28 protein-coding genes are annotated in these 25,872 nt (G+C 68.0%); 20 read left to right on the plus strand and 8 right to left on the minus strand.

What is annotated here, in order from left to right; genetic code table 11:
* Positions 1-7 precede the first annotated feature (7 nt).
* The 10 genes from QOD90_RS18490 (at position 8) to QOD90_RS18535 (ending at position 8,130) form a co-directional block, all read left to right on the plus strand.
* Positions 8-1,066, plus strand: coding sequence for an alpha/beta hydrolase family protein (locus QOD90_RS18490; protein WP_526352307.1), 1,059 nt, complete (start codon positions 8-10; stop codon positions 1,064-1,066).
* A 17-nt stretch (positions 1,067-1,083) separates the two neighbouring features.
* Complete coding sequence (locus QOD90_RS18495; RefSeq protein ID WP_526352283.1) at positions 1,084-2,016, plus strand: NADP-dependent oxidoreductase; 933 nt, start codon at positions 1,084-1,086, stop codon at positions 2,014-2,016.
* Positions 2,017-2,025: 9 nt separating this feature from the next.
* The gene (locus QOD90_RS18500; RefSeq protein ID WP_526352284.1) at positions 2,026-2,775 is read left to right on the plus strand and encodes a DUF2786 domain-containing protein; all 750 of its coding nucleotides are present in this window, start codon (positions 2,026-2,028) and stop codon (positions 2,773-2,775) included.
* Between the two features lie 6 nt (positions 2,776-2,781).
* The gene (locus tag QOD90_RS18505; RefSeq protein ID WP_526352285.1) at positions 2,782-3,273 is read left to right on the plus strand and encodes a TIGR04338 family metallohydrolase; all 492 of its coding nucleotides are present in this window, start codon (positions 2,782-2,784) and stop codon (positions 3,271-3,273) included.
* Between the two features lie 24 nt (positions 3,274-3,297).
* A complete protein-coding gene (locus QOD90_RS18510) occupies positions 3,298-3,978 on the plus strand; it encodes an O-methyltransferase (protein WP_526352286.1) in 681 nt (226 codons plus the stop codon).
* Between the two features lie 92 nt (positions 3,979-4,070).
* Positions 4,071-5,000 carry a DUF4129 domain-containing protein gene (locus tag QOD90_RS18515; RefSeq protein WP_526352287.1) on the plus strand — a complete coding sequence of 310 codons (930 nt, stop codon included), beginning with the start codon at positions 4,071-4,073 and terminating at the stop codon, positions 4,998-5,000.
* Positions 4,997-5,482, plus strand: a complete 486-nt coding sequence (locus QOD90_RS18520; RefSeq protein WP_526352288.1) for a hypothetical protein — start codon at positions 4,997-4,999, stop codon at positions 5,480-5,482. The genes QOD90_RS18515 and QOD90_RS18520 overlap by 4 nt, the downstream gene beginning before the upstream one ends.
* A complete protein-coding gene (locus QOD90_RS18525) occupies positions 5,479-6,444 on the plus strand; it encodes an AAA family ATPase (protein ID WP_526352289.1) in 966 nt (321 codons plus the stop codon). The genes QOD90_RS18520 and QOD90_RS18525 overlap by 4 nt, the downstream gene beginning before the upstream one ends.
* Positions 6,441-7,703, plus strand: a complete 1,263-nt coding sequence (locus tag QOD90_RS18530) for a DUF58 domain-containing protein (protein ID WP_526352290.1) — start codon at positions 6,441-6,443, stop codon at positions 7,701-7,703. Before QOD90_RS18525 ends, QOD90_RS18530 begins: the two co-directional genes overlap by 4 nt.
* Before the next feature lie 4 nt (positions 7,704-7,707).
* Positions 7,708-8,130: a hypothetical protein gene (locus QOD90_RS18535; protein ID WP_526352308.1), complete on the plus strand. Its 423-nt coding sequence runs from the start codon at positions 7,708-7,710 to the stop codon at positions 8,128-8,130.
* Here the strand turns inward: QOD90_RS18535 and QOD90_RS18540 are convergent.
* Together QOD90_RS18540 and QOD90_RS18545 are read right to left on the minus strand one after the other, a co-directional pair.
* Positions 8,123-9,607, minus strand: coding sequence for an RNA polymerase sigma factor (locus tag QOD90_RS18540; protein WP_526352291.1), 1,485 nt, complete (start codon positions 9,605-9,607; stop codon positions 8,123-8,125). The genes QOD90_RS18535 and QOD90_RS18540 overlap by 8 nt on opposite strands.
* A gap of 85 nt (positions 9,608-9,692) precedes the next feature.
* Complete coding sequence (locus tag QOD90_RS18545) at positions 9,693-10,016, minus strand: hypothetical protein (RefSeq protein ID WP_526352292.1); 324 nt, start codon at positions 10,014-10,016, stop codon at positions 9,693-9,695.
* A gap of 152 nt (positions 10,017-10,168) precedes the next feature.
* Here QOD90_RS18545 and QOD90_RS18550 point away from each other — a divergent pair, with 152 nt between their 5' ends.
* On the plus strand, positions 10,169-10,975 hold the full coding sequence (locus tag QOD90_RS18550; RefSeq protein ID WP_526352293.1) for an acyl-CoA thioesterase: 807 nt from the start codon (positions 10,169-10,171) through the stop codon (positions 10,973-10,975).
* 35 nt (positions 10,976-11,010) lie between these two features.
* Entirely contained in the window at positions 11,011-11,835 is an 825-nt protein-coding gene (locus QOD90_RS18555; protein ID WP_526352294.1) for a rhomboid family intramembrane serine protease, read from the plus strand.
* Here QOD90_RS18555 and QOD90_RS18560 read toward each other — a convergent pair.
* Positions 11,832-12,206 (minus strand): hemophore-related protein, encoded by a 375-nt coding sequence (locus QOD90_RS18560; protein ID WP_526352295.1) that lies wholly within the window; start codon positions 12,204-12,206, stop codon positions 11,832-11,834. The genes QOD90_RS18555 and QOD90_RS18560 overlap by 4 nt on opposite strands.
* Before the next feature lie 328 nt (positions 12,207-12,534).
* On the opposite strand from QOD90_RS18560, the gene QOD90_RS18565 reads away from it, so the two are divergent.
* Positions 12,535-13,461: an alpha/beta hydrolase gene (locus QOD90_RS18565; protein ID WP_526352309.1), complete on the plus strand. Its 927-nt coding sequence runs from the start codon at positions 12,535-12,537 to the stop codon at positions 13,459-13,461.
* A gap of 43 nt (positions 13,462-13,504) precedes the next feature.
* Positions 13,505-13,933, plus strand: coding sequence for a type II toxin-antitoxin system Rv0910 family toxin (locus QOD90_RS18570; RefSeq protein WP_526352296.1), 429 nt, complete (start codon positions 13,505-13,507; stop codon positions 13,931-13,933).
* On the opposite strand, the gene QOD90_RS18575 is transcribed toward QOD90_RS18570, so the two are convergent.
* From QOD90_RS18575 to QOD90_RS18590, 4 genes are all read right to left on the minus strand, one after another.
* Positions 13,926-14,555: a heme-binding protein gene (locus QOD90_RS18575; RefSeq protein ID WP_526352297.1), complete on the minus strand. Its 630-nt coding sequence runs from the start codon at positions 14,553-14,555 to the stop codon at positions 13,926-13,928. The two genes, QOD90_RS18570 and QOD90_RS18575, sit on opposite strands and share 8 nt — an antisense overlap.
* A gap of 29 nt (positions 14,556-14,584) precedes the next feature.
* Positions 14,585-15,238 (minus strand): O-methyltransferase, encoded by a 654-nt coding sequence (locus QOD90_RS18580; protein ID WP_526352298.1) that lies wholly within the window; start codon positions 15,236-15,238, stop codon positions 14,585-14,587.
* Positions 15,239-15,301: 63 nt separating this feature from the next.
* Complete coding sequence (locus tag QOD90_RS18585; RefSeq protein ID WP_526352310.1) at positions 15,302-15,877, minus strand: nitroreductase; 576 nt, start codon at positions 15,875-15,877, stop codon at positions 15,302-15,304.
* Between the two features lie 103 nt (positions 15,878-15,980).
* Positions 15,981-16,766 (minus strand): SDR family NAD(P)-dependent oxidoreductase, encoded by a 786-nt coding sequence (locus QOD90_RS18590; protein ID WP_526352299.1) that lies wholly within the window; start codon positions 16,764-16,766, stop codon positions 15,981-15,983.
* A 151-nt stretch (positions 16,767-16,917) separates the two neighbouring features.
* Here QOD90_RS18590 and QOD90_RS18595 point away from each other — a divergent pair, with 151 nt between their 5' ends.
* The 5 genes from QOD90_RS18595 to QOD90_RS18615 all read left to right on the plus strand — a co-directional run bounded on the left by QOD90_RS18595 (position 16,918) and on the right by QOD90_RS18615 (position 21,835).
* Entirely contained in the window at positions 16,918-18,240 is a 1,323-nt protein-coding gene (locus QOD90_RS18595) for an MFS transporter (protein WP_526352300.1), read from the plus strand.
* A gap of 7 nt (positions 18,241-18,247) precedes the next feature.
* Positions 18,248-19,237: a LacI family DNA-binding transcriptional regulator gene (locus tag QOD90_RS18600; protein ID WP_526352301.1), complete on the plus strand. Its 990-nt coding sequence runs from the start codon at positions 18,248-18,250 to the stop codon at positions 19,235-19,237.
* A gap of 86 nt (positions 19,238-19,323) precedes the next feature.
* Positions 19,324-20,538 (plus strand): cytochrome P450, encoded by a 1,215-nt coding sequence (locus tag QOD90_RS18605; protein WP_526352302.1) that lies wholly within the window; start codon positions 19,324-19,326, stop codon positions 20,536-20,538.
* A 72-nt stretch (positions 20,539-20,610) separates the two neighbouring features.
* Positions 20,611-20,880 carry a hypothetical protein gene (locus tag QOD90_RS18610; protein ID WP_526352303.1) on the plus strand — a complete coding sequence of 90 codons (270 nt, stop codon included), beginning with the start codon at positions 20,611-20,613 and terminating at the stop codon, positions 20,878-20,880.
* A 61-nt stretch (positions 20,881-20,941) separates the two neighbouring features.
* Complete coding sequence (locus QOD90_RS18615) at positions 20,942-21,835, plus strand: DMT family transporter (RefSeq protein ID WP_526352304.1); 894 nt, start codon at positions 20,942-20,944, stop codon at positions 21,833-21,835.
* A 22-nt stretch (positions 21,836-21,857) separates the two neighbouring features.
* On the opposite strand, the gene QOD90_RS18620 is transcribed toward QOD90_RS18615, so the two are convergent.
* Positions 21,858-22,784, minus strand: coding sequence for a class I SAM-dependent methyltransferase (locus tag QOD90_RS18620; RefSeq protein ID WP_526352305.1), 927 nt, complete (start codon positions 22,782-22,784; stop codon positions 21,858-21,860).
* Between the two features lie 184 nt (positions 22,785-22,968).
* Between QOD90_RS18620 and car the strand changes: the two genes are divergently transcribed.
* Positions 22,969-25,872: carboxylic acid reductase (car, locus tag QOD90_RS18625; protein ID WP_526352306.1), on the plus strand; the 2,904-nt coding region annotated here is incomplete at its 3' end.

Raw genomic sequence — 25,872 nt, forward strand, 5'->3', positions numbered from 1 at the left:
TACACCTGTGACGACGATCCTGCGCCGGCTGCTCTGGCTGCTCGCCGCGGTCTTTCTGGCCGCGGGCTGCTCGTCGGGTGGCGGCAACGAGGGCACTCCGCCGCCGCGGCAGGGCTGGGTCGAGGACGACGTCAGCTTCACCGCCGATGGCCTGACGATCTACGGCACCTACCGGCACGAGGCCAACGGTGCACCCGGTCCGGCCGCCCTGCTGATCTCGGAGAGTGGAAACACTGACCGCAACGGCGACAACGCGGTGGCTGGACCGGTCGGCAACATGCGTCAGCTGGCGGAGTACCTGTCCGGCAAGGGCGTCGCCACCCTGCGTTATGACAAGGTGGGCACGGGCAAGACCGGGCTCGGCCCGTACGCGCTGCGGCCCGCCGAGGTCGGCAGCGCGGTATACGACCTCGGTGCCAAGGCCGCCGTCCGAAACCTCGCGAACCAGGCGGGCACCGACAAGGCACGCATCTCCGTCTACGCGGTCGGCGAGGGCTCCGTCCACGCCATGTCGCTGGCCAACGACGCCGCCCCCGACGCGCCGAAGATTCACTCGCTCGGGCTCTTTCAGCCACTCGCCGGCCGATACCTCGACATCATCACCGGACGCGTGCGGACCGGACTCGACGCCGACGTCGCCGCGGGCGCCAAGACGCGCCAGCAGGCCGACGCCGTCCTGACGACCTGGGACGCCGCCGTGGTGGAGGCCCGCACCAAGCGCACCGCACCCGCGCAGCTTCCCGAGGGGCTCGGCGCCATCCTGAACCCGTCGAACGTCGGGGCCGTCGTCGAGGCCGACGCGATCGATCCGCTCGAGTCGGCGGCGAAGCTTCCTGCCGCCATGCCCGTGCTGGCCACCTGCTCCGACTCGGACAGTCAGGCGAGCTGCCCCGCCGAGCAGCCGATCTTCGACGCGCTCGCCCATACCGCGCTGACCGTCGTCAAGCTGAAGGGCGTCAACCACGTCCTGCGCGACGACCCGACCGACAACGTCGGCAACTACGCCAAGCAGGATCCGCTGTCACCGCAGCTGGTGAGTGCGCTGGACGGCTTCGTCAACAAGTAGTGACTAGACTTCCACCCATGACGCGAACGGTGGTTGCGGAAGGTTACGGCGGGCCGGAAGTCCTTGTGCTGCAAGACATCGAGCTGCCCGCGCCTGGTCAAGGGCAGGTGCTCGTCGACGTCCGTGCCGCGGGCACCAACCCGATCGACTACAAGCTGTACGGCGGCGAGATGGGCCGCGACCCCGCCAAGCTGCCGATCCCGGTCGGCATGGAGGTCGCGGGTGTCGTCGCCGCGGTGGCGCCCGGCGCTGCCGGATACACCGGAGCACTGACAGTCGGCGACGAGGTGATCGTCACCAACATCAGCGGTGGCTACTCCGAGCAGGTCATCGCCGAGGCCTCCGACGTGGGACACAAGCCCGCGACGCTGAGCTTCGAGCAAGCCGCGGGACTGCTGTTGGTCGGAGGAACCGCATGGCACCTGTTGACCAACACTCGAGTGGGGACGGGTGACACCGTGTTGATCCACGGGGCCAGCGGTGGCGTTGGTCTGATGGCGGTGCAGCTGGCGGTCGCCAGGGGCGCCAAGGTGATCGCCACCGCGAGCCCTGCCAGACACGATCAGCTGCGCGAATACGGTGCCGAGCCCGTGGCGTACGGCGACGGTCTCGCCGACCGGGTACGCGCCATCGGACCCGTCGATGCCGCGCTGGACCTGGTCGGCACCGACGAGGCACTCGACACGTCGGTCGAACTCGTCGCCGACCGTGGCCGCATCGCCACGATCGCCGGCTTCGCGCGGGCGGGCGAACTCGGCATTGCGGTGCTGACCGGCGCCGATGGCGGTCAAGCGATTCGGGATGCGTCCCGGATCGAACTCATCAAGCTGGCCGCCGAAGGCAAGCTGGAGGTGACCGTCGACCGGGTGTTTCCGCTCGAGGAGGCGTCCGACGCGCACCGCTATCTGCAGACCGGGCATGCCCGCGGGAAAGTCGTACTGGTTCCCTAGCGTGACGATATGACTGACGACAAGATGCTGGCGCGCATCGCAGCCCTTCTGCGCCAAGCCGAGAACACCGAGAACCCCCACGAAGCCGAAGCGTTCATGTCGGCGGCCCAACGACTCGCGACCACCACGTCGATCGACCTCGCCGTGGCCCGGGCGCACTCCTCGACGCGCAGTGCGGCGCAGGTGCCGGTGCAGCGCACCATCACCATCGGTGAGGCGGGCAGCAAGGGCTTACGCACCTACGTCCAACTGTTCGTGGCGATCGCCATGGCCAACGACGTGAAGTGTGACGTCGCGTCCAACTCCACGTTCGTCTACGCCTATGGGTTCGGCGAGGACATCGACGCGACGCATGCGCTGTACGCCAGCCTGGTGGTGCAGATGGTGAAGGCATCGGATGCGTACATCGCCACCGGTGAGCATCGGCCCACCCCGACCATCACCGCACGGCTGAACTTCCACCTGGCGTTCGGGTCTCGCGTCGGACAGCGGTTGTCGGAGGCGCGCGAGGAGGCCACGCGCGCCGCCACCACCGGTCGTGATCAGCGGGCTGGTACGGCAATCGCTCTGCGCGACAAGGACATCGAACTCAAGAGCTTCTACCGGGAAGCGTCGAAGGCGCGGGGTACCTGGCGGGCCACCAGCGCCTCGGCCGGGTATTCGTCGGCGGCGCGCCGGGCCGGTGACAGGGCGGGACGGCGAGCCCGGCTCGGACCGAGCACCGAGCTGACGGGTGCTCGCCGACCCCTGGACCGGTAGCGGTCGGTGCCGCGCGACACGCAGCGCTCGAAGGTCTATGCCGCCGAAGAGTTCGTGCGGACGCTCTTCGACCGCGCCGCCGAACGTGGCACTCCCGCCGTCGACTTCTTCGGGACCCAGCTGACCCTTCCGCCGGAAGCGCGGTTCGCTTCGATGGAGTCGGTGCGGCGCTACGTCGGCGATGTGCTGAACCTGCCGTCCGTGCGGGCCAGGTGGCCTACCACCGAACCGCTGACGGTCCGTGGCCGCCGTGGAGTCACCGCAGCGCACTACGAGTACGACGGCACCGTCGCGACGATCGCCGTGCCCGATCGCCAGACCACTTGGGCCCTGCGCGAATTGGTGGTGCTGCACGAGATCGCCCACCACCTGTCCCGGGTGGAGCCGCCGCACGGGCCGGAGTTCGTCGCGGCGTTCGGTGAGTTGGCCGCGATGGTCATGGGCCCGGAGGTCGGCCACGTGCTCGGGGTGGTCTACGCGAAGGAAGGTGTGCGCTAGCTGGCTCCGACTAACGTTGGGCGGATGACCGAACCCGATCCGCGGGCTCTCGACGCGATGTTCACCCGGTTGTTGCACACCGAGGACGACGTGATGGTCGCCGCCCGCGTGGCAGGCGACGCCGCGGGCATGCCCGCGATCGAGGTCTCCGCCCAGCACGCCAAGCTGCTGTCCCTGCTCGCCTCGATCACCCGCGCCACGCGGGTGCTCGAAATCGGCACTCTCGCCGGCTACAGCACGATCGCCCTGGCGCGCGGTGTCGGGGCGGGGGGCCGCGTGATCACGCTTGAGTACGAGCCGAGGCATGCCGACGTGGCCCTGGCCAACCTGGCCGCCGCCGGTGTCGACGACCGCGTCGAGATCGTGGTCGGCGCCGCGCTGGACACGCTGCCGAAGCTCGCCGAGAAGGGCGAACGCTTCGACCTGTTCTTCATCGACGCCGACAAGGAGAACAACGCCGCCTACGTGCAGTGGGCCGTCGAGATGGCGAATCCCGGCGCGGTCATCGTCGTCGACAACATCGCTCGGTCCGGGCGCGTTCTCGACCCGGCGCCCGACGATCTGCAGGCGCGCGCCGTCAAGGACATGTTCACCATGATGGGTGGCCACCCGCGGTTGGACACCGCGGCGATCCAGACCGTCGGCACCAAGGGGTGGGACGGTTTCGCGATCGCCGTCGTCCGAGGCCAGGACGACGACGTCTGACCTCGTTCTTCGCCCAACACCTCGCGTGAGGGTCAGGGTCGCGTAGCGTCGGCGACGTGCAGCCTCCCGGGAGGACACGCAGTCTGGCTCCCGTGACCATCCCGGTCGCGCTGTTGTTCGTGGCCGCAGCCGCCCTGCGCGGATACGTTCCAGGCGCCGAACCCCGCCCCCGCGAACCCGCGGCCGACAACCCGATCGTGCTCGCCGCCGTCGCCGGCCTGTTGATGGCCGCGGTGGCCGTCGTCGCGGTCGCGGTGATCATGCGGCTGCGCAACCGCAGCGCCACCCCGCCGCGCGTGGCAGGAAGATCGGACTGGCTCCGCGGCGACGACCGCGGGCGGCTGACGTGGCGGATCGGGCTGATCGCGGCTGGACTGATCGTGGGCTGGCTCCTGCTGTCGGCGCTGCTCAGCCGACTCGGCGGCGCAGTGCAGGGTGATACGAGCGGTCCCGGCGCGGTACCCAGCGCTGCGGACACCGCGCCGGACGCGGGCGGCTCGGCCGCCCCCGCCGCCCCGCCGGCGGCTGAACCGGGCTCGAACCTGCTGTGGTACTTCTACGCCGCGACGGCCGTCTTCCTCGTCGTCGTCGTGGTCGGGACGATCGTCGCCGCGCGCAGGCAACGCCGTCCGCTGCCGCCGAACCCGGCGGACACCGGTGCCGATGATTCCGACGCCGATCCGGGGACCGGCTCTCAATCCCTCGCGCGCGCAGCCGAAGTCGGCCTCGCCGAGGTCGGTGACCTCAGCCGCGAGCCACGCAAGGCGATCATCGCGTGCTACGCCGCAATGGAACGCCAGCTGTCGCTGCTGCCCGATGCCGCCCCGCGTGAGTTCGACACGGCCACGGAGGTTTTGGCCCGCGCGGTCGACCACCACGCCCTCGCCCCGAACAGTGCGACCCAGCTGGTCGACCTCTTCGAAGAGGCGCGGTTCAGCCCGCACGTGATGAACGAGGGCCACCGGGACGCGGCGGTCGCCGTCCTGACACAGGTGCTCGACGAACTGCGAAGTCACGCGTGAAGAAGATCGGAGCCGCCGCGATCGTCGTGGTGCTCGGTGTCCAGCTGATGGCGCTGGCGCATCCCGATCGGCGCCTCGTGCTGTGGAGCGGGGCTGCCGCCGCGGCCGTCGCGTTGCTGGTGGTGCGCTGGCTCCTGGTGCGCGACAACGGGTCCGGTGTCGACGATTCCCGCGCCCGCGATCCGGCGGAGTCGCTGCGCCGGTGGCGGTCGAAGACCGAGATTCTGATCGCCCGCGCGGACACCACCCGGTCGGATTGGGACAAGTATCTGCGGCCCATGCTGGCGAGGCAGTTCGAGCTCGCAACGGGTCAGCGAAAGACGAAGGATCCGAGGGTCTTTCACGCTACCGCCCTCGCGCTGTTCGGTGAGCAGCTGTGGCAGTGGGTCGATCCAGACAACCTGTCCAGCAGCGGTGCCGACGAACCGGGCCCCGGTCGCGCGGTACTCAACGACGTCCTACAACGCCTGGAGCGAATATGAGCCTGCCGGTGACCACGACCGCCGCCCAATCCGAGGCGGTCCTCGACGAGATTCAACGCGTGGTCGTGGGAAGGCGCCCGGCGTTGACGCTGATCCTCACGGCGGTGCTGGCTAGCGGGCACGTGCTCATCGAAGACCTTCCCGGCCTCGGCAAGACGCTGATCGCGCGCTGCTTCGCCGCTGCCCTCGGCCTGGAGTTCAAGCGGGTCCAGTTCACCCCCGACCTGCTTCCCGCCGATCTGCTCGGCTCGACCATCTACGACATGCAGTCGGGCCGCTTCGAGTTCCGGCCCGGCCCGATCTTCAGCAATCTGCTGCTCGCCGACGAGATCAACCGGACGCCTCCGAAGACGCAGGCCGCACTCCTCGAGGCGATGGCGGAGCGCCAGGTCAGCATCGACGGCGTCACCCATCAGCTGCCGGAACCGTTCGTCGTGCTGGCCACCGACAACCCCATCGAATACGAGGGCACCTACCCCCTGCCGGAGGCACAGCTCGACCGGTTCACGATCAGGCTGGAGCTTCGGTATCTGACCGAGCACGACGAGGCCTCGATGCTGCGGCGTCGACTGGATCGTGGTTCGGCCGAACCGGCGGTCGGCCGGGTCGTCGACGCACAGGAACTCCTGGCGATGCGCGAATCGGTCGAACAGGTCACCGTGCACGAAGACGTGCTGCAGTACGTGGTGTCTCTGGCGGTGGCCAGCCGCCAGCACCCCCAGGTCGCGGTCGGTGCGAGCCCGCGCGCCGAGTTGGACCTGGTCCAGCTGGCCCGCGCCCGCGCGCTTCTTTCGGGCCGCGACTACGTGATTCCCGAGGACGTCAAGGCGTTGGCGGTACCTGCCATGGCCCACCGCATCAGCCTGCGTCCCGAGATGTGGGTCCGACAGGTGCGCACCTCCGATGTGGTTGAGGAGCTGCTGCGCAGGCTCCCGGTGCCCAGGACGCGCGGCGCGACGTGATCGACGCGCGCATCACCGACGTCGAGTTGCGTTGGCGTGCATCAGCACTCGCGCTATCGCTGGCGACGTGTGCCGCGGTGGCGCTCGCCGTCGCGCTGATCGGGTCCCGCTGGCAGCTCGTCGTGTTCGCCGCGCCGCTGGTCGGTGCGCTGGTGTCCGTGGGCTGGCAGCGGCCCTTGCCGACCGTCCGGGTCCACGTCGAACCAGGCCTGGTGCGCTGCTTCGAGGGCGAACAGGTCCGGTTGGTGGTGTCGGCGAACGCCGACGACGGCACACCGGTCGATCTCACGGTGACCACAGTGGAGGGGGCATCGCTCGAACTGACCGAACGGCTCGGTCCAGGCCGAATCGAAGTGGTGCTGTCCGCCGAGCGGTGGGGCAGGTATCCGTTGATCGCGGGCCTCGACGTCGGCGCAAGGGGCGGCCTGCTCGCGGGGCGGCCCGCGGCCGATGAACTCGAGGTGGCCGAGGTCTTCGTGTTTCCCGTCGCCGCAGCGCAATCCACTGCCTTGCCAAGGACCGAGCTGCTCGACCGCCTCGGCACCCACATGACGCGGTACCTCGGCAGGGGTGTCGAGTATGGCGGCATTCGCGCGTACGTACCTGGCGATCAATTGCGAACCGTCAACTGGCCCGTCAGCGCTCGTCGGAGCAGCCTGCACGTCACGGAGCGACTGAGTGAGCGCGCGGCCGACGTCGTCGTCGTCGTCGACACCCACGACCAACCGCCGGGACCCGCCACCGCGGCGACCGAGCGGACGGTGCGCGGAGCCGTCCAGGTCGTGCAGAGCGCCTTGCGCAACGGTGACCGGGCAGGCGTCATCGCGCTCGGCGGGCAGCCCCGATGGTTGGGCGCCGACATCGGCCGCAGGCAGTTCTACCGTGTCCTCGACGCGATCATGGGCGCCGGGGACGGGCACGAGACCACGACCGGCACGCTGGCTCCCCGCGCGGCGATCCCGCCTGGGGCCATAATCGTCGCGTTCTCGACGCTTCTCGACACCGACTTCGCGCTGGCGTTGATCGATCTGTGCCGCCGGGGTCACGTGGTGGTGGCGGTCGACGTGCTCGACGGTGCTCCGTTCGACGACCTGGACGATCCGCTGATCGCGCGGATGTGGGCGATGCAACGGTCGTTCATGTACCGGGACATGCGCACGATCGGCGTCGACGTCGTCGCGTGGGCCTCGGACGGGTCCTTGGATCAGGTGATGGGTCTGGCGCCGCGGCGCCGCAGGCGCACACCGGCGAGGAGGTGACGTGATGCGCGCGCTGTCCTTCGCGTTCGGCTTGCTGATGGTGGCGGCGGGCACGGTGCAGAGCGGCGGACCCGCTCTCGTCGCATCGGCCGTCGCCTTCGTCGCGGTGGTGGCCGGCCTGGCGTCCCGGGTGGCCGCGACGCTCGCAGTGGTGGCAACGGCCATCGCACTGGCCCTGTCGGGGCCGTCGCCGGTGGTCGCCGCGATCGCGGGCCTGGCGGCCACCGGCTATCTAGTACTTCGCCACGGCAGGGGAGGCGATCCGACAACAACCCTGTCGACGCCGACCGTGCTTGGCGCGCTTGGCCTTTCCGTGGCTGCGGTGCTTGGCGCAGCGGTCCCACTGGCACTTCCGTGGGTGCCGCTGGTGGCGCCGCTGGCGGTGGTGGCGATCTACGTGACCGTGGTCGCGCCACTGGTCAGTTGAACACCGGGCCGCCGCCCTCGCAGTTCGGGTTCGTCTCCGGGCACTCCGGGTCGGACTGAACCGGAGGTACCTTCGACAAGGTGATCGTCGGCTTCGTCGGTTTCGGGGTTGGTTCGTCTGGCGTGGTGACGGGAGCGGACTCGCTTGGTTCCTCGGTGGTCGACTTGGGCCGGGTCGTCACGGGCCGTCGCGTCGTGGTGACGGGCTCTTCGGTCGTCGACGGTTCTGGTTCACGCGTCACCGGCAGGTCGCTGGATGGCGGCGGGGGGACATCCGCCGACGTCGGTGTCGTGACGTCGATGGTCGTCGTAGTGGTGACGGACGGCAGCGTCGTCGGGGTCATGGCGGGTGCCGTGGTGGGCGGCGAGCTGGGTGCGATCCGCTTGGCGAGCGACGGCGTGGTCGTCGATGACGTGGTCAACGGTTCGTGGGAGTCCGCGGGGGCAATCCGGAAGGCGGCGGGTGCGGCGAGCACTGCCGCGCCACCGATGCCGATCAGCAGCAGCCCGGCGCCGACCCCGGCCCGCAGGGGGCGGCCCCGCGCTGCAGCCCCAGGCCGCGGAGGGTGCGCGGTCGCGGATGGCCTGGCGAGGTCGTCGGTGTCGAGGTCGCGCGGCGGCCACCACGACGCGTCGTCCTCGGGCCCGACGGGTGCGGACCCGGTGGTCGGCGGGAGTACCGCGCTGTCGAGCGTGCGCTCGCGGAGCCAGGCGGGTGCGGGGATGACGATCGGCGTCGCACCGAGAAGCGCTGCGGGAGTGACCATCCTGGCGCGGTCCTCCTCGCAGACGAGGCACCCGTCGATGTGTCTGGCGACCCGCTTGCGCATCAGGACCGTGAACTCGGCATTGCCCTGGCCGACGATCGCGGCGAGTTCGGGGCAGCGGTCGGGGTGGGCCTTGATGCGACGGCAGAGGAGCAGCGCGCCCAGCGAGCGTGCGATGGTGTCGCGCAGCCGCTCGACCAGGGTGTTGGCGTTCCTTGGCGTGACGCCGAGTGCCTCGGCGAGTTCCGGGCCGTCGAGACCTTGGCGGTAGGCCAGCTCGAGCACCACGCGGTCGCGGTCGGAGAGGCCGCCGCTGGCCTGCCTGATGAGTTCGGCCAGCTCGCCGCGCTCCGCCAGCGTGGCTTGATCTGCTTCGCCGCTGGGCATGTCGGGTATTTCCTCGCTGAGTTGTTCACGTTTGCGATCACGGATTCGGGAGAGCGCCTCAGAGCGGGCGATCGCGTACAACCACGACCGCAACCTATCTGGCTCGCGCAATTGAACCAGTTTCGTTGCCGCAGTGACGAATACGTCTTGTACGCAATCAGCGGCGGCGTCCCGGTCGCGCAGCATGCCGACGCAGAAGTCGTGCAACCGGTCGGCGTAGCGGTCGTAGATCTCGGCGAACGCCACGCGGTCGCCCGCCGCCGCGGCACGGGCGAGCGTCGCATCGTCGGCGCCGCTCATGGACGACCGAAGACGACTGGTCATGGGCCCACCCCCCGAGCACCCGCGATATGTGCCGAAGTGCACATCATCGCCCCGACGAACCCGCATTGCAATGACGACCCACGGACTAGCGCGCGCTCATGACCGGTGGCGTCACCGGCGACGTCTGTAGGTGCCGGAAATAGCCGTAGATCGGCTGGTGCGTGGTGCCGAGCAGCTTGCCCGACGCGTCGTAGACCTTGCAGATCTGGTCGAGGTCAAAGCCCTGCTTCTGGGTGCTGAAGACACCGCGCACCGCGCCCGTGGCGTAGGCGCCGGGGTTGGTTTCGCAGGAGTGCTGGAAGGTGTCGGCGTTCGCGGGTGCACCGATGGCGAGTGCGCCGATGGCGACGGCACCCGCGCCGAGCGCGACGGTGGTGAGACGACGGACGGTGGTGAGGCTGGCGTTCATGGTGACTCCCTCTGGTCTGTCGCGGCCGGTGTGCCGCGTACACAGGTAGGAGCAGCGACGGGCCCGGGTTCCCTCACTTTTTGGCCAGGGACCTTCCGGCCCATCGACTCGGCGGCATCGGCGCAGGTCGGCTCGGCTAGGGTGGCCCAACGATGACAGGTGTCAAGTCTGAGAAGCCCAGCTGGATCGCCCGACTACTGGACTTCGAGCGGGGCGACGGCGACGTGTTCGTCGCTCCCCAACCGCCGGCCGGGCCGGGCAGCCGGCTGTTCGGCGGGCTGATCGCCGCCCAGTCGTTGGCGGCAGCGGGCGCAACCGTCGACCCCGACAAACATCCGCAGTCGCTGCACCTGTACTTCGTCCGCGGTGGCCAGTACGGCGTCGACGTCGAGCTGAACGTCGTCCGTACCCGCGACGGTCGATCGTTCGACACCCGGCAGGTCACCGCCGTCCAAAACGGCAAGACCATCCTCGAGATGATCGCTTCGTTCCATCGGCCGGAGCAGGGCGCGGACTGGCATCCGAGGTCGCCTCCCGGCGTCGACTTCGACGCGGCGATCCTGAAGACACCCGATCTGGGGTTTGCGGGCCGCTTCGAGATCCGCGTCACGCCGGGAGACGACTCGCCGTTCGCGGTGCCGCCGTTCTGGATCCGGACCCGGGACCGCATCGAGGACTCCCCGCTCGTTCGGGCCTGCGCACTGACCTTCATGTCCGATTTCGGACCCGTCCCGGTGGCTCGGCCGCCCGACTCGCCGCTGGGCTTCGACGTCGGCTATGCGGCCAGCCTCGATCACGCGGTGTGGTTCCATCGCCCGTTCGTTCCGCACGACTGGCACCGCTACGAAGTCACGTCGCTGAACAACGGCGATTCGCGCGGGCTCGTCGTGGGTTCGATGTACGACCGGTCCGGCAGTCTGGTGGCGAGCACTACCCAGGAGGCGCTGTGGCGCTTCTGACTGGGGCCGCCCGCCAGGCTGGAAGACTATGACGTGTGAGCACACCTAGCGCGCCCGCAGCTCCGCCGAGCTGCTACCGGCACCCCGAGCGGGGTACGTACGTCAGCTGCACCCGCTGTCAGCGCTTCATCTGCCCCGACTGCATGCGCTCGGCGGCGGTCGGTCATCAGTGCGTCGAGTGCGTCAACGAGGGTGCCAAGTCGGTTCGGCAGCCGCGAGTATCGACGGGCAAACCGATCGTCACGTATGTGCTGATCGCCGCGAACGTGGTGATGTTCGTCCTGCAGATGGCCGTGCCCGGCCTGCAAAGCCAGCTCATTCTGTGGCCAAACGGGACGGCTTACCATGGCGAGTTCTACCGTCTCGTCACGTCAGCCTTCCTGCACGACGGTCCCGCCCACATCCTGTTCAACATGTGGGCCCTGTGGGTGATCGGACCCGCGCTGGAACGGTGGCTGGGGCGGACCCGCTTCGTCGCGCTCTACTTCTTGAGCGCGCTCGGCGGATCGGTTCTCGTCTACCTCGTCACGAATCCGACCAGCGGTACCCTCGGCGCATCGGGCGCCATCTTCGGCCTGTTCGGCGCAACGCTCACGCTGTCACGACAGCTAAATCTCGACATGCGGTGGATCGCCGGCCTTGTCGTCATCAACCTGGTGTTGACGTTTACCGTCCCAGGAATCAGCTGGCAGGGACACGTCGGCGGACTGCTGACCGGCGCGGCGCTCGGCGCGGTGTACGCCTACGCGCCGCGCTCGAATCGCGTGCTTATCCAGACGGCGGTCTCGCTGATCCTGCTGATGGTGTTCGTCGCGCTGGTGTGGTGGCGGACGACGAGCCTGCTAACCGGGGTGGGCTAGGGCGTTCCTCCGCAGCGGTTCTTGAGGTCGAGCAGCGGCTGCCGGATGCCGGTGATGTCGTTCTTGGTGTCGGGGTGGACGTTCAGGTAGTCCTTCATCTCCTTGGACACCTTGTCCTTGGGGAGCCCTTCGAGGCTGGTCACGAACCAGTTGTAGTCGGGGTGGCTGAACAGGTAGGCCGACGTCGCCGCATCGACGCCCGACTTGACGCCCTCCAGGTCCGCTGCGGTGCAGTCGGGCGGGTTCAGCGCCGGGTCTTCGTTGGCGAAGGCCGACGGCAGGTTGCCGAGCAGTGTCGCGCCGATCAGCCCGCCGGCGAGCAGGGCCCCTCCCACGAGGCGACGCGGGGCGGGGGATCCAGAAACTGACATGGACGTGCTCCTTAGGTGTTTGGACTGAGTTTGCCGTGAGAGACGGCGTGCTGCAGGGTTCTCGAGTCAATTCACAGGTTATTCGCGCAGGGCTCACAGTGCCCACATGTATGGCTCTCGTGTCTCGGCGTGTCGGCATGTGTCGGAACACCTTGATAACGAGCCGATTACGCCCCGCGTGGGTGGCTAGGTGCCCTTTCCTGCCGCTGCTAACTTGCCGAGGTACGGGTTGAACGAGAGATGGGATCCCGCCGTGTTGGCGACGATGGTTGGTCAGGTTCGACGCAGGTGGACGCGACGGCTGGCCGTTTCCGCCCTGGTCGTCGCGATGATGCCGGGACTGCTCGGCCCGGTCGGGCTGACACCGACGGCGGCGGCCTACTCGCGGGAGGGACTGCCGGTCGAGGGACTGCAGGTGCCTTCCGCGTCGATGGGCCGAAACATTCTCGTCCAGTTCCAGGGTGGCGGGCCGCACGCCGTCTACCTGCTCGACGGGCTGCGCGCCCAGGACGATGCCAGCGGATGGGACATCAACACGCCCGCGTTCGAGTGGTTCTATCAGTCTGGGGTCTCGCTGGTGATGCCCGTCGGCGGGCAGTCCAGCTTCTACTCCGACTGGTACCGCCCAGCGACGGGCAGCGCCGGAACGAGCACGTACAAGTGGGAGACGTTCCTGACCCAGGAGCTGCCCGCATACCTGGCCCAGAACAAGGGCATCGCGCCGACGGGGAACGCGGTGGTTGGCCTGTCGATGTCGGGGGGTGCCGCGCTGAACCTGGCCGCCTACTACCCGACGCAGTTCATCTTCGCGGCCTCGCTGTCGGGCTTCCTCAACCCGTCGCAGGGGCTGTGGCCGACCATGATCGGCTTCGCCATGAAGGATGCGGGCGGCTACAACTCGACCGACATGTGGGGTGTCGCGAGCGATCCGGCGTGGCGGCGCAACGATCCCATGGTCAACCTGCCGACGCTGGTCGCCAACAACACCGCGATCTGGGTCTACTGCGGCAACGGCAGGACCTCCGACCTCGACGCGTCGGGTGACTTCGGCGTCCAGTACAGCGCGCAGTTCCTGGAGAACATCACCATCAACACCAACAAGGACTTCCAGAAGCAGTACGTCGCCCTCGGTGGGCGCAACGCGGTCTTCAACTTCCCGAACGACGGCACGCACAGCTGGGGTTACTGGGGTTCGCAGCTGCAGGCGATGAAGCCCGATCTCCTGAGAGTGCTCGGCGCCACACCCGCAGCCTGACGCATTTTGGGTTGGTCGGCGCGAGCTCGGGGTAAAAACGGTCATGGCCAGTGTCGACGTGTCCGTGACCTCCGACCTCTCCCCGGACAAGGCGTGGAAGCTGGCGTCCGACCTCGGGCGGTTCGACGAATGGCTGACGATCTTCGGTGGCTGGCGTGGGCCCGTGCCCGAAGTCATCGAGAAGGGCACCAAGGTGTCGTCCCTGATCAAGGTGAAGGGCTTCCGGAACACGATCCACTGGGAAGTGACCAGCTACGACGAGCCCAACCGCATCGAGATGTGCGGAAAGGGGTTCGGCGGGGTCCAGATCTCGCTACGCACGGACATCGCCGAAAGCGACGCCGGCACCACCTTCCATTTGGTCGCCGACCTCAGCGGCGCCGTGCTCAACGGACCCATTGGCAGTTTGGTCGCTCGAGTGATCAGGGGCGATGTCGAGCGCTCGGTGCAGAACCTCGCGCATCTCAGCTGACGGGGATCGCCACCTCGTTGCGGCGGAGGAACGGCAACGTCCACGGCGGGTCGTAGAACCAAGCGACCGCCTCGCCCAAGTCGTCGAAACCGTAGTCGCGCAACGTGTTCCGGAGCTGCTCGGTACGGTCGGCGACGGCCTTGGCGCCGCGGTCGCCGCTGAACCGCAGCACCGCCACGGTCTCGGCGGCGACCTCAACCAGCTGGACGCGATCGTCGTCCGGTGCGGGCAGCTCGTCCATCGTCCACACGGACGGCATGAAGAAGCGGATCACCCATTCGTCGCCTGCTCCGGCCGACTGGGCGACGGGGGCCGTCATCGCGATCTTGGTGCCTGCGGGTTTCTGTTGCGCCACCGGCGCCGTCATCGCGATCTTCGTCGACCCGTGGTTGGCGCCGAAGATGTAGCCGGCGAGGCGACGGAAACCCGCGCTTCTGGCACCCTCCTCGCTGGCGGTGACCGAGGTCTCGGCGGCGATGCGCGTCTCGTAGGTTCGGATCTCGACACCGTCACCGAGTTTCTCGACGCGGTACGGAGGTTCCTCGGTGCCGGTCCTGATGCCCACGACGGACAGCGCCGACTCGCCGATCTGGAGTGGCAGCTTGAAGAGTCTGGGCAGCACCGTTGGGTCCTACCCGCGCGGGCCGCGCTTCACACGCGGCAGCTGACTTCCATGGTGCCGTGTTCCTCGCCGGGAAAGTTGATGCTGACGTACCCGTTGGCAGGGTCGCGGACGTAGTCGACGTATGGCTTGGTGTCCGCCATGTTGGTGTTGTCGGCGACGATCAGCGCGCCAGGGGACAGTCTCGGTTCGAGGAGTTTGATCACCGGAAGGTAGAACTCCTTCCACCCGTCCAGGAGGACGAAGCCGACCGGTCCGTCGAGCGTCTTCAGGGTTTCCAGCGCATCGCCCTCGAGCACGGTGATGACGTCGGACAGGCCCGCCTCGGCGAAGTTCTCCTTCGCCGCCGCGACCTTGGCGGAGCTCAGTTCGGTGGTCACCACGCGACCGGTGCCGTTGTCGCGGACCGCGGCCGCCAGGTGGATGCCGGACAGGCCAAGCGACATGCCGAACTCGACGACCGTCTCCGGGCGGCTGGCGCGCACCAGCGAGTAGATGAGCTTGCCCGCGTCGGGCGACACCGGCATGTAGATCTCGCTCATGGCGTCGGCGCGCTCCTGTGCGCTGGCGCCCTCGAGGCGGCTGAACAGGCCGGGATCTCGAAGCCTCGACCGCTGCTCCGTCGCCTCGGAGTACATCCGGTTGAGTGAGGAGGCGACCTTGGTGTCCGACAGCATGCTCATGGTTTGGACGCTACGCGGAATTGCTGTGCGCGGGTTGAGTCCCCCTCGGGCTCGGCGGGCGGCTCAGTTCTCGAGGAAGGTGATGTTCTCCTCGAGCGGACTGCGCGGCACGTCGAGTGTGTTCGCGGGAAAGTCCGGGTCGGCGTAGCCGATCGACACTCCGCACAGGATCCGCATCTCCTCGCCGATGCCGAGTTGCTCGCGGATGATCTCCGGATAGCCCGCGATCGACACCTGCACGCAACTGCCGATTCCCCTGGCGTTCAGCGCCAGCATGAACGTCTGAAGGAACATGCCGACCCCGATCGCGTCCACGTAGTCGAGGTCGCGATGCATGCACACGACGGCGCCGAGCGGTGCCCGGAAGAACTCCCAATTCCGCAGCACCGCAATCCGTCTCGCCTCCTTGTCGTGGCGGGGCACTCCCATCGTGCCGTAGAGCAAGGCGCCGAGGTCGCGCCGGAAGTGATTGAATTCCGCGGGCAGCGGCGGCACCTTTGGCTCGCCGTTGGCGGCCTCTTCGAGCAGCGCCTCGACGAGGCGGTCGCGGGCCGGACCTGAGTTGAACACCACGCGCCAGGGCTGGATGTTCGAGTTCGACGGCGCCCTGACGGCGAGTTCCAAGGCTTCGACCACCAGGTTCTACGGCACGGGCTTGTCCCGCAGGAACAGCCGCGTGGAGCGGCGGCTGAGAATGGTTTGCTCGAGGTCGTACATCGTTGCCTCCCTGCGAATCACCCGTTCAGATGGTGGCGACGTAGCCGCCGTCGATGCGGACGTCGGCGCCGGTGGTGTTGCCCGACCGGCTGCTCGCCAGGAAGACGGCAAGGTCGGCAACCTCCGCCGGCGTGGTGAACCGCCCCGTCGGCGCGCCGGCGGACACGGAGGCGACGACGTCGTCGGCGCTGGCTCCGGTGGCCGACGCGAACTTGGCCGCCACCCCGTCCTCGGCGAGCCAGAGGTCGGTGGACACCGGGCCGGGGCTGATCGTATTGACCCGAATCCCCTTGGGGCCGAACTCTTTCGACAGACTCTTGGCGTAATTGGCGAGGGCGGCCTTGGTGGCGCTGTAGTCGACGATGTTCCACTCGGGTTGCGACGCGTTGACCGAACCGATCATCACGATCGCGCCGCCGCCGTTGGCCAGCATCTGCGGTACCGCCTCACGCGTGGCCCGGACGGCCGAGAGGAAGTTGAGTGACAGCGCCGAATCCCACTCCTCGTCGGTGACCGAGAGGATGCCGTCGAAGCGGGTGGCCACCGCTCCGGCGTTGTTGACGAGGACGTCGACGCCGCCCCGTTCGGCGGCCGCGGCGATCAGCGCGCGTGGCCCCTCCGGCGTCGACAGATCGGCGGCGACGAAGGCGGCCGAGCCCGCTGCCGCGAGGGCCGCAACGCCAGGGGAGTCGTGCCTGGCGCCTGCGATGACGAAGGCTCCGGCGGCGGCGAATGCCTGACTGACGGCCAAGCCGATGCCCTTGCTTGCGCCGGTGACGACGACGACTTTGCCGGTGAGGTTCATGTCCATCAGCCATATCTACCGTCTCGGGACGTCGTCCGCATCCAGATCGGTGGCGACCGAGGTCGACCCGCGGCGCAGAGGAAATCGTCCTGCACTAAGCGGATCGCTCAAAGTCGTTCTGCCGCCGATGAAGTCGAGTCTGGCTAGCCTGATGCGCATGCAGTCCGCCGCCATTCGCAAGGCCATCGTCGGCGCGTCCATCGGCAATGCCGTCGAGTGGTTCGACTTCGCCATCTACGGCTTCCTCGCGACGTTCATCGCCGCCAACTTCTTTCCGACGGGCAACGACACGACCGCGCTGCTCAATACGTTCGCGATCTTCGCCGCGGCGTTCTTCATGCGTCCGCTCGGTGGTTTCGTGTTCGGCCCGCTTGGCGATCGGATCGGTAGGCAACGCGTCCTCGCCGTGGTGATCATGCTGATGTCAGCCGCCACGCTCGCCATCGGCTTGCTGCCCACCTTTTCCGCGATCGGCGTCGCCGCCCCGCTGCTGCTCCTGTTCTTTCGGTGTCTGCAAGGGTTCTCCGCTGGTGGCGAGTACGGCGGCGGAGCGGTGTACCTGGCCGAGTACGCCAGCGACGAGCGCCGCGGATTCATCGTCACCTTCATGGCGTGGTCCGGGGTGCTCGGCTTCCTGCTTGGGTCGATCACCGTCACCGTGTTGCAGGCCGCCCTGCCCACGGCGGCAATGGAGAGCTACGGCTGGCGCATCCCGTTCCTGCTGGCCGCGCCGCTAGGTCTGGTGGGTCTCTACATCCGGCTGCGACTCGACGACACTCCGCAGTTCACCGAACTGAGCAAAGAGGACAACGTCGCGAAGCGCCCGCTTCACGAGGCCGTGACGACGTCATGGCTGCCGATCCTGCAGGTGATCGGACTGTTCCTGATCTTCAACGTCGGCTACTACGTGGTGTTCACGTTCCTGCCGACCTACCTGATCAAGACGCTGCACTACTCGAAGACGGCGTCGTTCGTCTCGATCACCCTCGCCAGCCTCGTCGCGCTCGTCCTGATCCTCCCGTTCGCCGCCCTGTCCGACCGGATCGGTCGGCGCCCGATGCTCATCGCGGGGTCGGCGTGTTTCGCGGTGTTCGCGTATCCGCTCTTCCTGCTGCTGAATTCGGGCTCGTTGGCCGCGGCGATCTCGGCGCACTGCATGCTGGCCGCGATCGAATCGGTGTACGTGTCGACGGCCGTGACGGCGGGAGTCGAACTGTTCGCCACCCGCGTGCGTTACAGCGGTTTCTCCGTCGGTTACAACATCGCCGTTGCCGGGTTCGGGGGGACGACGCCGTACGTCGTCACCTGGCTCACCGCGCATACGGGCAACGTGCTTGCGCCCGCGTTCTATCTGATTGCGGCCGCGGTCCTGTCGCTGGGCACCGTGGTGGTGTTGAAGGAGACGGCGGGGCAGCCGCTGCGGGCAGCTCAGGCCATGCCACCGCTCAACTCGACGGAAGCCGACTCGTTCCTGCCATGATGACCCGATGGGCGTGAAGGGAACGGCGAGGCCGACCAAGGCCGACGTCGCCCGCCTTGCCAACGTCTCCCCGGCCACGGTCACCTACGTGTTGAACGACGTCGCGGGCCAGACGATCTCGGCGCAGACCAAGGCGGCGGTGCAGGCCGCGGCCAAGCAGCTCGGTTACCGGCCCAATCTCGCGGCCCGCAATCTTGCGGTCGGCGGCAGCGGCGTGGTGCTGTACATCGTTCCGCGGATCTCGCTCGGCGATCTGCTGATCGAGGTCGGCAGCCGCCTGACCACCGCGCTCGCCCGTCACGGCGTGGTGCTGTCCCTGCAGTTCGAGACGGAGGACGGCCGCAACGTCGTCGACGCGATCGCCGACCTGAATCCGATCGCCGTGACGAGCGTCTTCCCGCTGAGCGGCGCCGCGCTGGACGCGGTGACCGAAGCCCGCATCCCGCAGATCCATCTCGGCAGCGCTCAGCTGCACGCGATGGGCAAGCTGCACAACACGATTGGCGAGATGCGGGTCGATCATCTGGTGGCGAGGGGGCATCGACGGCTGGCGTTCGCGTTCTCCGACGTCGAACAACTGCGGCCGCTCGGTGAGTACTGGCTCGAGGGTCTGCGCGCCGCAGCGGCGCGGCGCGGCCTGCCGGACCTGCTGATCGGGACGGTCGCCACCGATGGCACGGATGCCGCCGAGGTGGTCCGCGGCTGGGTTGCCGACGGTGCCACCGCGGTGTGCGCCGAGAGCGACGAGACCGCGATGGTGTGCCTGCACGGCGTCCGCGAAGCCGGGTTCCGCTGCCCCGAGGACCTCGCGGTGATGGGTGTCGATGCGAGGGCTCTCGGTGCCGTCAGCGGACCGCCGCTGACGTCGGTGGCCTTCGACGCCGAGACGATCGTCGACGTCTCGACGGCGGCGATGATGACCGAACTCGGGTATCCGCCCGTGCAAGAGCCGGACAGCGACAACGTCGCACGGCTGATCCAGCGCGCGTCGACCTGATCCACCTCGGATCCTTGTCGAGCGGTCGCTCAACCGTGTAACTTACGCGTGTAAGCAACTCTCGCAGCCCTAGAGAGGCGGACTTCGTGACCGTCAGCGCGACCCCCCATACCAACTCAGACGTGTACTTCGACCCCTATAGCGTCGAAATCAACGCCGACCCGTACCCCACCTTCGCGCGACTGCGGGAGGAAGCGCCGCTCTACTACAACGGCCAGCACGACTTCTACGCGCTGAGCCGATACGCCGACGTCAACAAGGCGATCGTCGACCACGGCACCTTCAGCTCGGCGCGCGGCGCCATCATCGAACTGATCAAGGCGAACATCCCCATCCCGTCGGGCGTGCTGATCTTCGAGGACCCGCCGATCCACGACATTCACCGCAAGCTGCTGGCCAGGATGTTCACGCCGCGCAAGATCGCGCTGCTCGAGGAGAAGATCCGGGCGTTCTGCGCCGAGAGCCTCGACCCCATCGTCGGCACCGGGAAGTTCGACTTCGTCACCGACTTCGGTGCCCAGATGCCGATGAAGACGATCAGCGCCTTGATCGGCATCCCGCAAGCGGATCAGGAAGCGGTCCGCGACCACGTCACGGGCCAGATGCGCACCGAGGCGGGCAAGCCGATGAAGGCCGCCGAGGAGGGGCTGGTGACCGGTGACATCTTCGGCGACTACATCGACTGGCGCGTCGACAACCCGTCCGACGACATCATGACCGAGCTGCTGAACGTCGAGTTCGTCGACGAGACGGGCACCACCCGCAGGTTGACCCGCGAGGAGCTGCTGACCTACATCAACGTCGTCGCCGGGGCCGGAAACGACACCACCACCCGGCTGATCGGCTGGGCCGGGAAGGTGCTCGCCGAACATCCCGACCAACGTCGTCAGCTCGTCGAGGATCCCACGTTGATTCCCAGGGCGGTCGAGGAACTCGTTCGTTTCGAGCCGCCAGCCCCGCACGTGGCGCGCTACGTCACCCGCGACGTGGAGTACTACGGGCAGACCGTGCCGGAGGGCGCCGTGATGATGATGCTCATCGGCGCGGCCAACCGCGACCACCGCCAGTTCGGGCCGGACGGCGACGCATTCGACATCAACCGCGAGCCGCGCGCACATCTGGGCTTCAGCGTCGGCGCCCACTTCTGCCTCGGGTCGTCACTGGCCCGCCTCGAGGGACGCGTCGCGCTCGAGGAGATCCTCAAGCGCTTCCCCGAGTGGGAGATCGACATGTCGGGCGCCGAGTTCTGCCCGACGTCCACGATCCGTGGCTGGGACAAGATGCCCGCGATCATCGGGTGACAGTCGTGCGGTGCCTCCTCCGTTAACCTGGTCGGAAGGCGATCGCCCAGGCATCCGTTAGGGGAGTGGCATATGGCAATTCGAGTACTGCCCTACGTGACGGTCGACGTCGATGAGCGTCTGCGCCGCCGAGTGCGGCACGCCACCGATCGGCTACGGATCAACGTCCGGTCGTATGTGCTGAGCGCTGCCGACGACGTCGATACAGCGGGCGCCAAGGTTCGCGATCTGTGCGACGCGGCGGTCAACCGCGTCGACGACGTCGTCGCGAAGCTCACCGATCGCATCGATCCGGCGGCCCGCCGCGACGTCGACGAGGACGCTCGAGTCGAAGCCGGCTAGCGACACCTCTACGGTGTAGTGACAGGGGATGTCGCATCGCCGACGAAGGGTGTCGAGGACGTTGTTGGGCCATGGGCTTGTCGTCCTCTTCGCGCTGTGTGCGGCCGTCTGCATGGCCATCGGCATCGTCATGCGTCAGCGCGCCACCATGGACGTGCCCGCTGATCAGAGCGTGAGCACACGCATGTTCGCGACTCTGCTGCGGCGGCCGATCTGGTGGGCAGGCACTGCCGTGGCTGTCGCCGGTTACGGGTTCCAGGCGCTGGCGCTGGCGAAGGGTTCGCTGATCCTCGTCCAGCCCCTGCTGGTCTCCGCGCTGCTGTTTGCGTTGCCCCTCAGCGCGCGGCTGGCAGGCCGTCGCGTCACCCATCGGGAGTGGCTGTGGGCGGGGCTGTTGACGCTGTCGCTGGCGCTGTTCGTGCTGCTCGCCCACCCCGGTCCATCGGACCGACCCGCGACGCTTCCCGTGTCGGCCCTCGTTGCGCTCGGCTGTCTGGCACTCGTCGTCGGTCCCGTTCTGATCGCCCGGCGACTGGATGGCTCGCAGCGGGCGGTGCTGTTCGCCGTCGGCGTCGGCGTGCTCTTCGGCGTCGTCGCCGTCGTCACCAAGATCGTCATGCACCTTCTGAACCAGCGGGGCGCCATCGGCCTGCTGGCCACCCCGGCGCCGTATGCCCTGGTGGTGCTCGGCATCGTCGCCACCCTGTTGCAACAGTCCGCATTTCACGCGGGCGCACTTCAGACATCCGTGCCGACGATGTTGGTGCTCGAACCGGTCGTTGCCGTGTGCCTCGGCGCCATCGTGCTCGGCGAGGAGCTCGACGTCGGCGGCTACGAACTCGTCGCCCTCGTCATCGCCGTGGCGGCGATGACTGCGGCGACGTTCTCACTCGGGCGTGGCGAGGGCGCGTATGCGGCCGAACTCGAGATGGAGGCCGCGCGCTCGGGGGTCTGACGGGGGGCGTGCGCGTACTGGATCAGCCCAGGGTCGACGTGTAGTAGGTGACGCCGTTCATGGTCTGCCGGTCGTCGTCGGTCTGCGGGATCGCGTCGAAGCCGTTGGCGGCCAGCAGCTGAGCCATCGGCGTGCCGACGGACGTCCAGCCCCGCGCGTCGAGGTACTGGCCGACGTCATTGCGCTCACCCTCGAAGCCCAACTCGGAGAAGTCGAGGTCGAATCCGTGCTCGCGCCACTTGGCCGTGGCCTCGCGCATCCGTTCGCGCGCCTCGTCGGGATCGATGTCGGCCGTATTGGGCACGGCCTCGCTACCGAGTCGGCTGCCGGGTGCGCTGAGCTCGGTGACGGCGTCGAGCAGGCGGTCCTGCGCCTCGGGCGGCAGGTAGCCGTACAGGCCCTCGGCGATCCACGCCGACGGCTCGCTGGTGTCGAAGCCCGCTGCCTTCAGTGCTGCCGGCCAGTCGTCACGCAGATCGACGGCCACGGTGCGCAGCTCCGCCTTCGGCTCGGCGCCGAGTCCCGACAGCGTCGTCGTCTTGAAGTCGATGACGGCGGGCTGGTCGATCTCGAACACCGTCATACCTGCGGGCCAGTCCAGCCGGTAGGCGCGGGCATCGAGACCGGACGCCAGGATCACGGCTTGCCTGATGCCTGCCGCGGCGGCGTTGGCGAAGAACTCGTCGAAGTACCGCGTGCGCGCCGCCATCGCGGCGGGCATTTGAGCCAGCCCCCAGCCGTTGCCCTCTTCGTCGACGTCGGAGGACGTCAGCTCGCCCGTGGCCCAGCGAGTGAGAAAGTCCACTCCGACTGCGCGCACCAACGGCCCGGCGAACGGATCGTCGATCACACCGTCATTGGTGGCGATCGCCCGAGCCGCCGCCACCATGGTCGCCGTGGTCCCCACGCTGGTGGCCAGGTCCCAGGTGTCGTCGTTGGTCCGTGTCATCGTGCACCCTTCCGTAGATTACTTAGTTACTATAACAAATGATCGCCCAAGTGGGCTTGCTCACAGGAAACTGCCAGGTCAGAGATTTGGGGCATATCTTTAGTTTTGCTAACGTTGTTTGGGTCGGTAGGGCAAGGAAGCCCACTGGATCAAACTTTTTCCTAGAACTACGTAGAGGTTTTTCATGTCGATCAACAGTCGCGAAGAGCGCGTCGAGCGCCGCATCGCCAACCTGTACTCCAACGACGATCAGTTCGCCGCCGCCAAGCCAGACCAAGCAGTCAGCGCGGCCGCCGGCCAGCCCGAGCTGCGCCTGCCCGACGTGATTCGGACGGTGATGGAGGGCTACGCCGACCGTCCCGCACTGGGTCACCGCGCCGTCGACTACGTTACCGAAGCCGGCCGCACCGTCGCCGTGTTGGCGCCCCGCTTCGACACCGTCAGCTATGGCCAGCTCTGGGAGCGCGTCCAAGCCTTCGGCGCCGCGGTGCAGCACCAGCCCGTCGAGCCCGGTGACCGCATCGCCATCCTCGGCTTCACGAGCGTCGACTACACCGTCGTCGACACCGCCACCACCCAGCTGGGTGCGGTATCCGTCCCGTTGCAGACCAGTGCGCCGCAATCTCAGCTGCAGCCGATCGTCGCCGAGACCGAGCCATCCTTGATCGCGTCGAGCATCGACTTCATCGACGACGCCGTCGAACTCATCCTTGCCGGGACCGGGCCTGCGCCCGCCAGCCTGATCGTGTTCGACTTCCAGCCCGAGGTCGACGACCAGCGCGACGCGCTCGAGGCCGCCAAGGCGCGGCTGCAGGGCACCGCCGTGGTCGTGGAGACCCTGGCCGACGTGCTCACCCGCGGACGCGGTCTGACGGCACCCCGATCGGTCGTCGGCGAGGGAGACGATCCCCTCGCCCTGCTCGTCTACACGTCCGGCAGCACCGGCGCCCCCAAGGGCGCGATGTACCCGGAGAGCAAGGTCGCCAACATGTGGCGCGCCGCCGCCAACGCGCACTGGGACGAGAACCAGGGCGTCCTGCCTGCGATCTCGCTGGCCTTCCTGCCGATGAGCCACGTGATGGGCCGCGGCGTCCTGTATGGCACCCTCGCCAGCGGTGGCACCGTCTACTTCGCCGCCCGTAGCGACCTGTCCACCCTGCTCGAGGACCTCGCGCTCGTCCGCCCGACGCAGATGAACTTCGTCCCGCGTATCTGGGACATGCTCTACCAGGAGTACGTCAGCCAGACCGATCGCGGCGCGACCGCCGACGACCTGCGGGAGAGGCTGCTCGGCGGCCGGTACGTCAGCGCCATCACCGGTTCGGCGCCGATCTCACCAGAACTGAAGGCATGGGTCGAGGACTTCCTCGACATGCACCTGGTGGAGGGTTACGGCTCGACGGAAGCGGGCGCAGTCTTCGTCGACGGCGTGATCCGGCGGCCACCGGTGATCGACTACAAACTCGTCGACGTTCCCGAACTGGGGTACTTCGGCACCGACGTGCCGCACCCCCGCGGCGAGCTGCTGGTCAAGTCCGACCAGCTGTTCCCCGGTTACTACAAGCGTCCCGAGGTCACCGCCGAGGTGTTCGACGCCGACGGCTACTACCGGACCGGCGACGTGGTCGCCGACCTCGGTCCGGACCAGGTGCAGTACCTGGACCGGCGCAACAACGTGCTCAAGCTGTCCCAGGGCGAGTTCGTCACCGTCTCCAAGCTGGAAGCGGCCTTCACCGACAGCCCGCTGGTGCGCCAGATCTACATCTACGGCAACAGTGCGAGGCCCTATCTGCTGGCCGTGGTGGTGCCCACCGATGATGCCCAATCGCGTTATGACGCAATCGAACTGAAGTCTGCCATCAGTGCTTCGTTGAAGGACGCGGCGCGCTCGGCGGGGCTGCAGTCGTATGAAGTTCCTCGGGACTTCATCGTTGAGACCACACCCTTCACGATGGAGAACGGTCTGCTGACCGGTATTCGCAAGCTCGCATGGCCGCGACTGAAGGAACGCTACGGCGCGGAACTCGAGCAGCTGTACGTCGACCTGGCCTCCGGCCAGGAAGGTGAGCTACGCGCACTGCGGCAGAGCGGCGCCGACCGGCCCGCCCTCGAGACCGTCAGCCGGGCGGCCCGTGCGCTGCTCGGTGCGGCTGCCTCCGACGTGCAGGCCGACGCCCAGTTCACCGATCTGGGTGGAGACTCGTTGTCGGCGTTGACCTTCGCCAACCTGCTACACGACATCTTCGGCGTCGACGTCCCCGTCGGCGTGATCGTCAGCCCGGCCAGCGACCTCGCGTCGATCGCCGCCTTCGTCGAGACCGAACGTGCGGGCGGGTCCAAGCGGCCCACCTATGACGCGATACACGGCCGCGACGCGGTCGAGGCGCGCGCCGCCGACCTAACGCTTGACAAGTTCATCGACGCCGAGACCCTCGCCGCCGCAACGTCGCTGCCGGGGCCGACCTCCGAGGTCCGCACCGTGTTGCTCACGGGTGCAACGGGATTCCTCGGCCGCTACCTGGCACTGGAGTGGCTCGAGCGGATGGACCTTGTCGACGGCAAGGTCATCTGCATCGTCCGCGCCAAGGACGACGACTCGGCACGGGCTCGTCTTGACGCGACGTTCGACAGCGGCGATCCGCAACTGCTCGCCCACTACCGCGAGCTGGCCGCCGACCACCTCGAGGTGTTCGCCGGCGACAAGGGCGAGGCGAACCTCGGTCTCGACGACGCCACCTGGCATCGGCTGGCCGACACCGTCGACCTGATCGTCGACCCCGCCGCATTGGTCAACCACGTCCTGCCGTACAGCCAACTGTTCGGGCCGAACGTGCTTGGCACCGCGGAACTCATCCGCATCGCGCTCACCACGAAGATCAAGCCGTTCGTCTACGTGTCCACGATCGCCGTCGGTGCGGGCATCAACCCCGCCGACAACACCGAGGACGCCGACGTCCGCGTGGTCAGCGCGACCCGCAAGGTCGACGACAGCTACGCCAACGGCTACGGCAACAGCAAGTGGGGTGGCGAGGTGCTGTTGCGCGAGGCGAACGAGCAGTACGGTCTGCCTGCGTCGGTGTTCCGCTGC

This window comes from Mycobacterium sp. (assembly GCF_032161845.1).
GTDB lineage: Bacteria > Actinomycetota > Actinomycetes > Mycobacteriales > Mycobacteriaceae > Mycobacterium.

Excerpts from the sequence above, each read along its gene's own strand:
- QOD90_RS18495 (WP_526352283.1), top strand. The coding sequence starts at position 1,084 with ATGACGCGAACGGTGGTTGCGGAAGGTTACGGCGGGCCGGAAGTCCTT.
- QOD90_RS18500 (WP_526352284.1), top strand. The coding sequence starts at position 2,026 with ATGACTGACGACAAGATGCTGGCGCGCATCGCAGCCCTTCTGCGCCAA.
- QOD90_RS18510 (WP_526352286.1), top strand. The coding sequence starts at position 3,298 with ATGACCGAACCCGATCCGCGGGCTCTCGACGCGATGTTCACCCGGTTG.
- QOD90_RS18525 (WP_526352289.1), top strand. The coding sequence starts at position 5,479 with ATGAGCCTGCCGGTGACCACGACCGCCGCCCAATCCGAGGCGGTCCTC.
- QOD90_RS18535 (WP_526352308.1), top strand. The coding sequence starts at position 7,708 with ATGCGCGCGCTGTCCTTCGCGTTCGGCTTGCTGATGGTGGCGGCGGGC.
- QOD90_RS18540 (WP_526352291.1), bottom strand. The coding sequence starts at position 9,607 with ATGACCAGTCGTCTTCGGTCGTCCATGAGCGGCGCCGACGATGCGACG.
- QOD90_RS18545 (WP_526352292.1), bottom strand. The coding sequence starts at position 10,016 with ATGAACGCCAGCCTCACCACCGTCCGTCGTCTCACCACCGTCGCGCTC.
- QOD90_RS18550 (WP_526352293.1), top strand. The coding sequence starts at position 10,169 with ATGACAGGTGTCAAGTCTGAGAAGCCCAGCTGGATCGCCCGACTACTG.
- QOD90_RS18560 (WP_526352295.1), bottom strand. The coding sequence starts at position 12,206 with ATGTCAGTTTCTGGATCCCCCGCCCCGCGTCGCCTCGTGGGAGGGGCC.
- QOD90_RS18565 (WP_526352309.1), top strand. The coding sequence starts at position 12,535 with ATGATGCCGGGACTGCTCGGCCCGGTCGGGCTGACACCGACGGCGGCG.
- QOD90_RS18570 (WP_526352296.1), top strand. The coding sequence starts at position 13,505 with ATGGCCAGTGTCGACGTGTCCGTGACCTCCGACCTCTCCCCGGACAAG.
- QOD90_RS18580 (WP_526352298.1), bottom strand. The coding sequence starts at position 15,238 with ATGAGCATGCTGTCGGACACCAAGGTCGCCTCCTCACTCAACCGGATG.
- QOD90_RS18590 (WP_526352299.1), bottom strand. The coding sequence starts at position 16,766 with ATGGACATGAACCTCACCGGCAAAGTCGTCGTCGTCACCGGCGCAAGC.
- QOD90_RS18595 (WP_526352300.1), top strand. The coding sequence starts at position 16,918 with ATGCAGTCCGCCGCCATTCGCAAGGCCATCGTCGGCGCGTCCATCGGC.
- QOD90_RS18600 (WP_526352301.1), top strand. The coding sequence starts at position 18,248 with ATGGGCGTGAAGGGAACGGCGAGGCCGACCAAGGCCGACGTCGCCCGC.
- QOD90_RS18610 (WP_526352303.1), top strand. The coding sequence starts at position 20,611 with ATGGCAATTCGAGTACTGCCCTACGTGACGGTCGACGTCGATGAGCGT.
- QOD90_RS18620 (WP_526352305.1), bottom strand. The coding sequence starts at position 22,784 with ATGACACGGACCAACGACGACACCTGGGACCTGGCCACCAGCGTGGGG.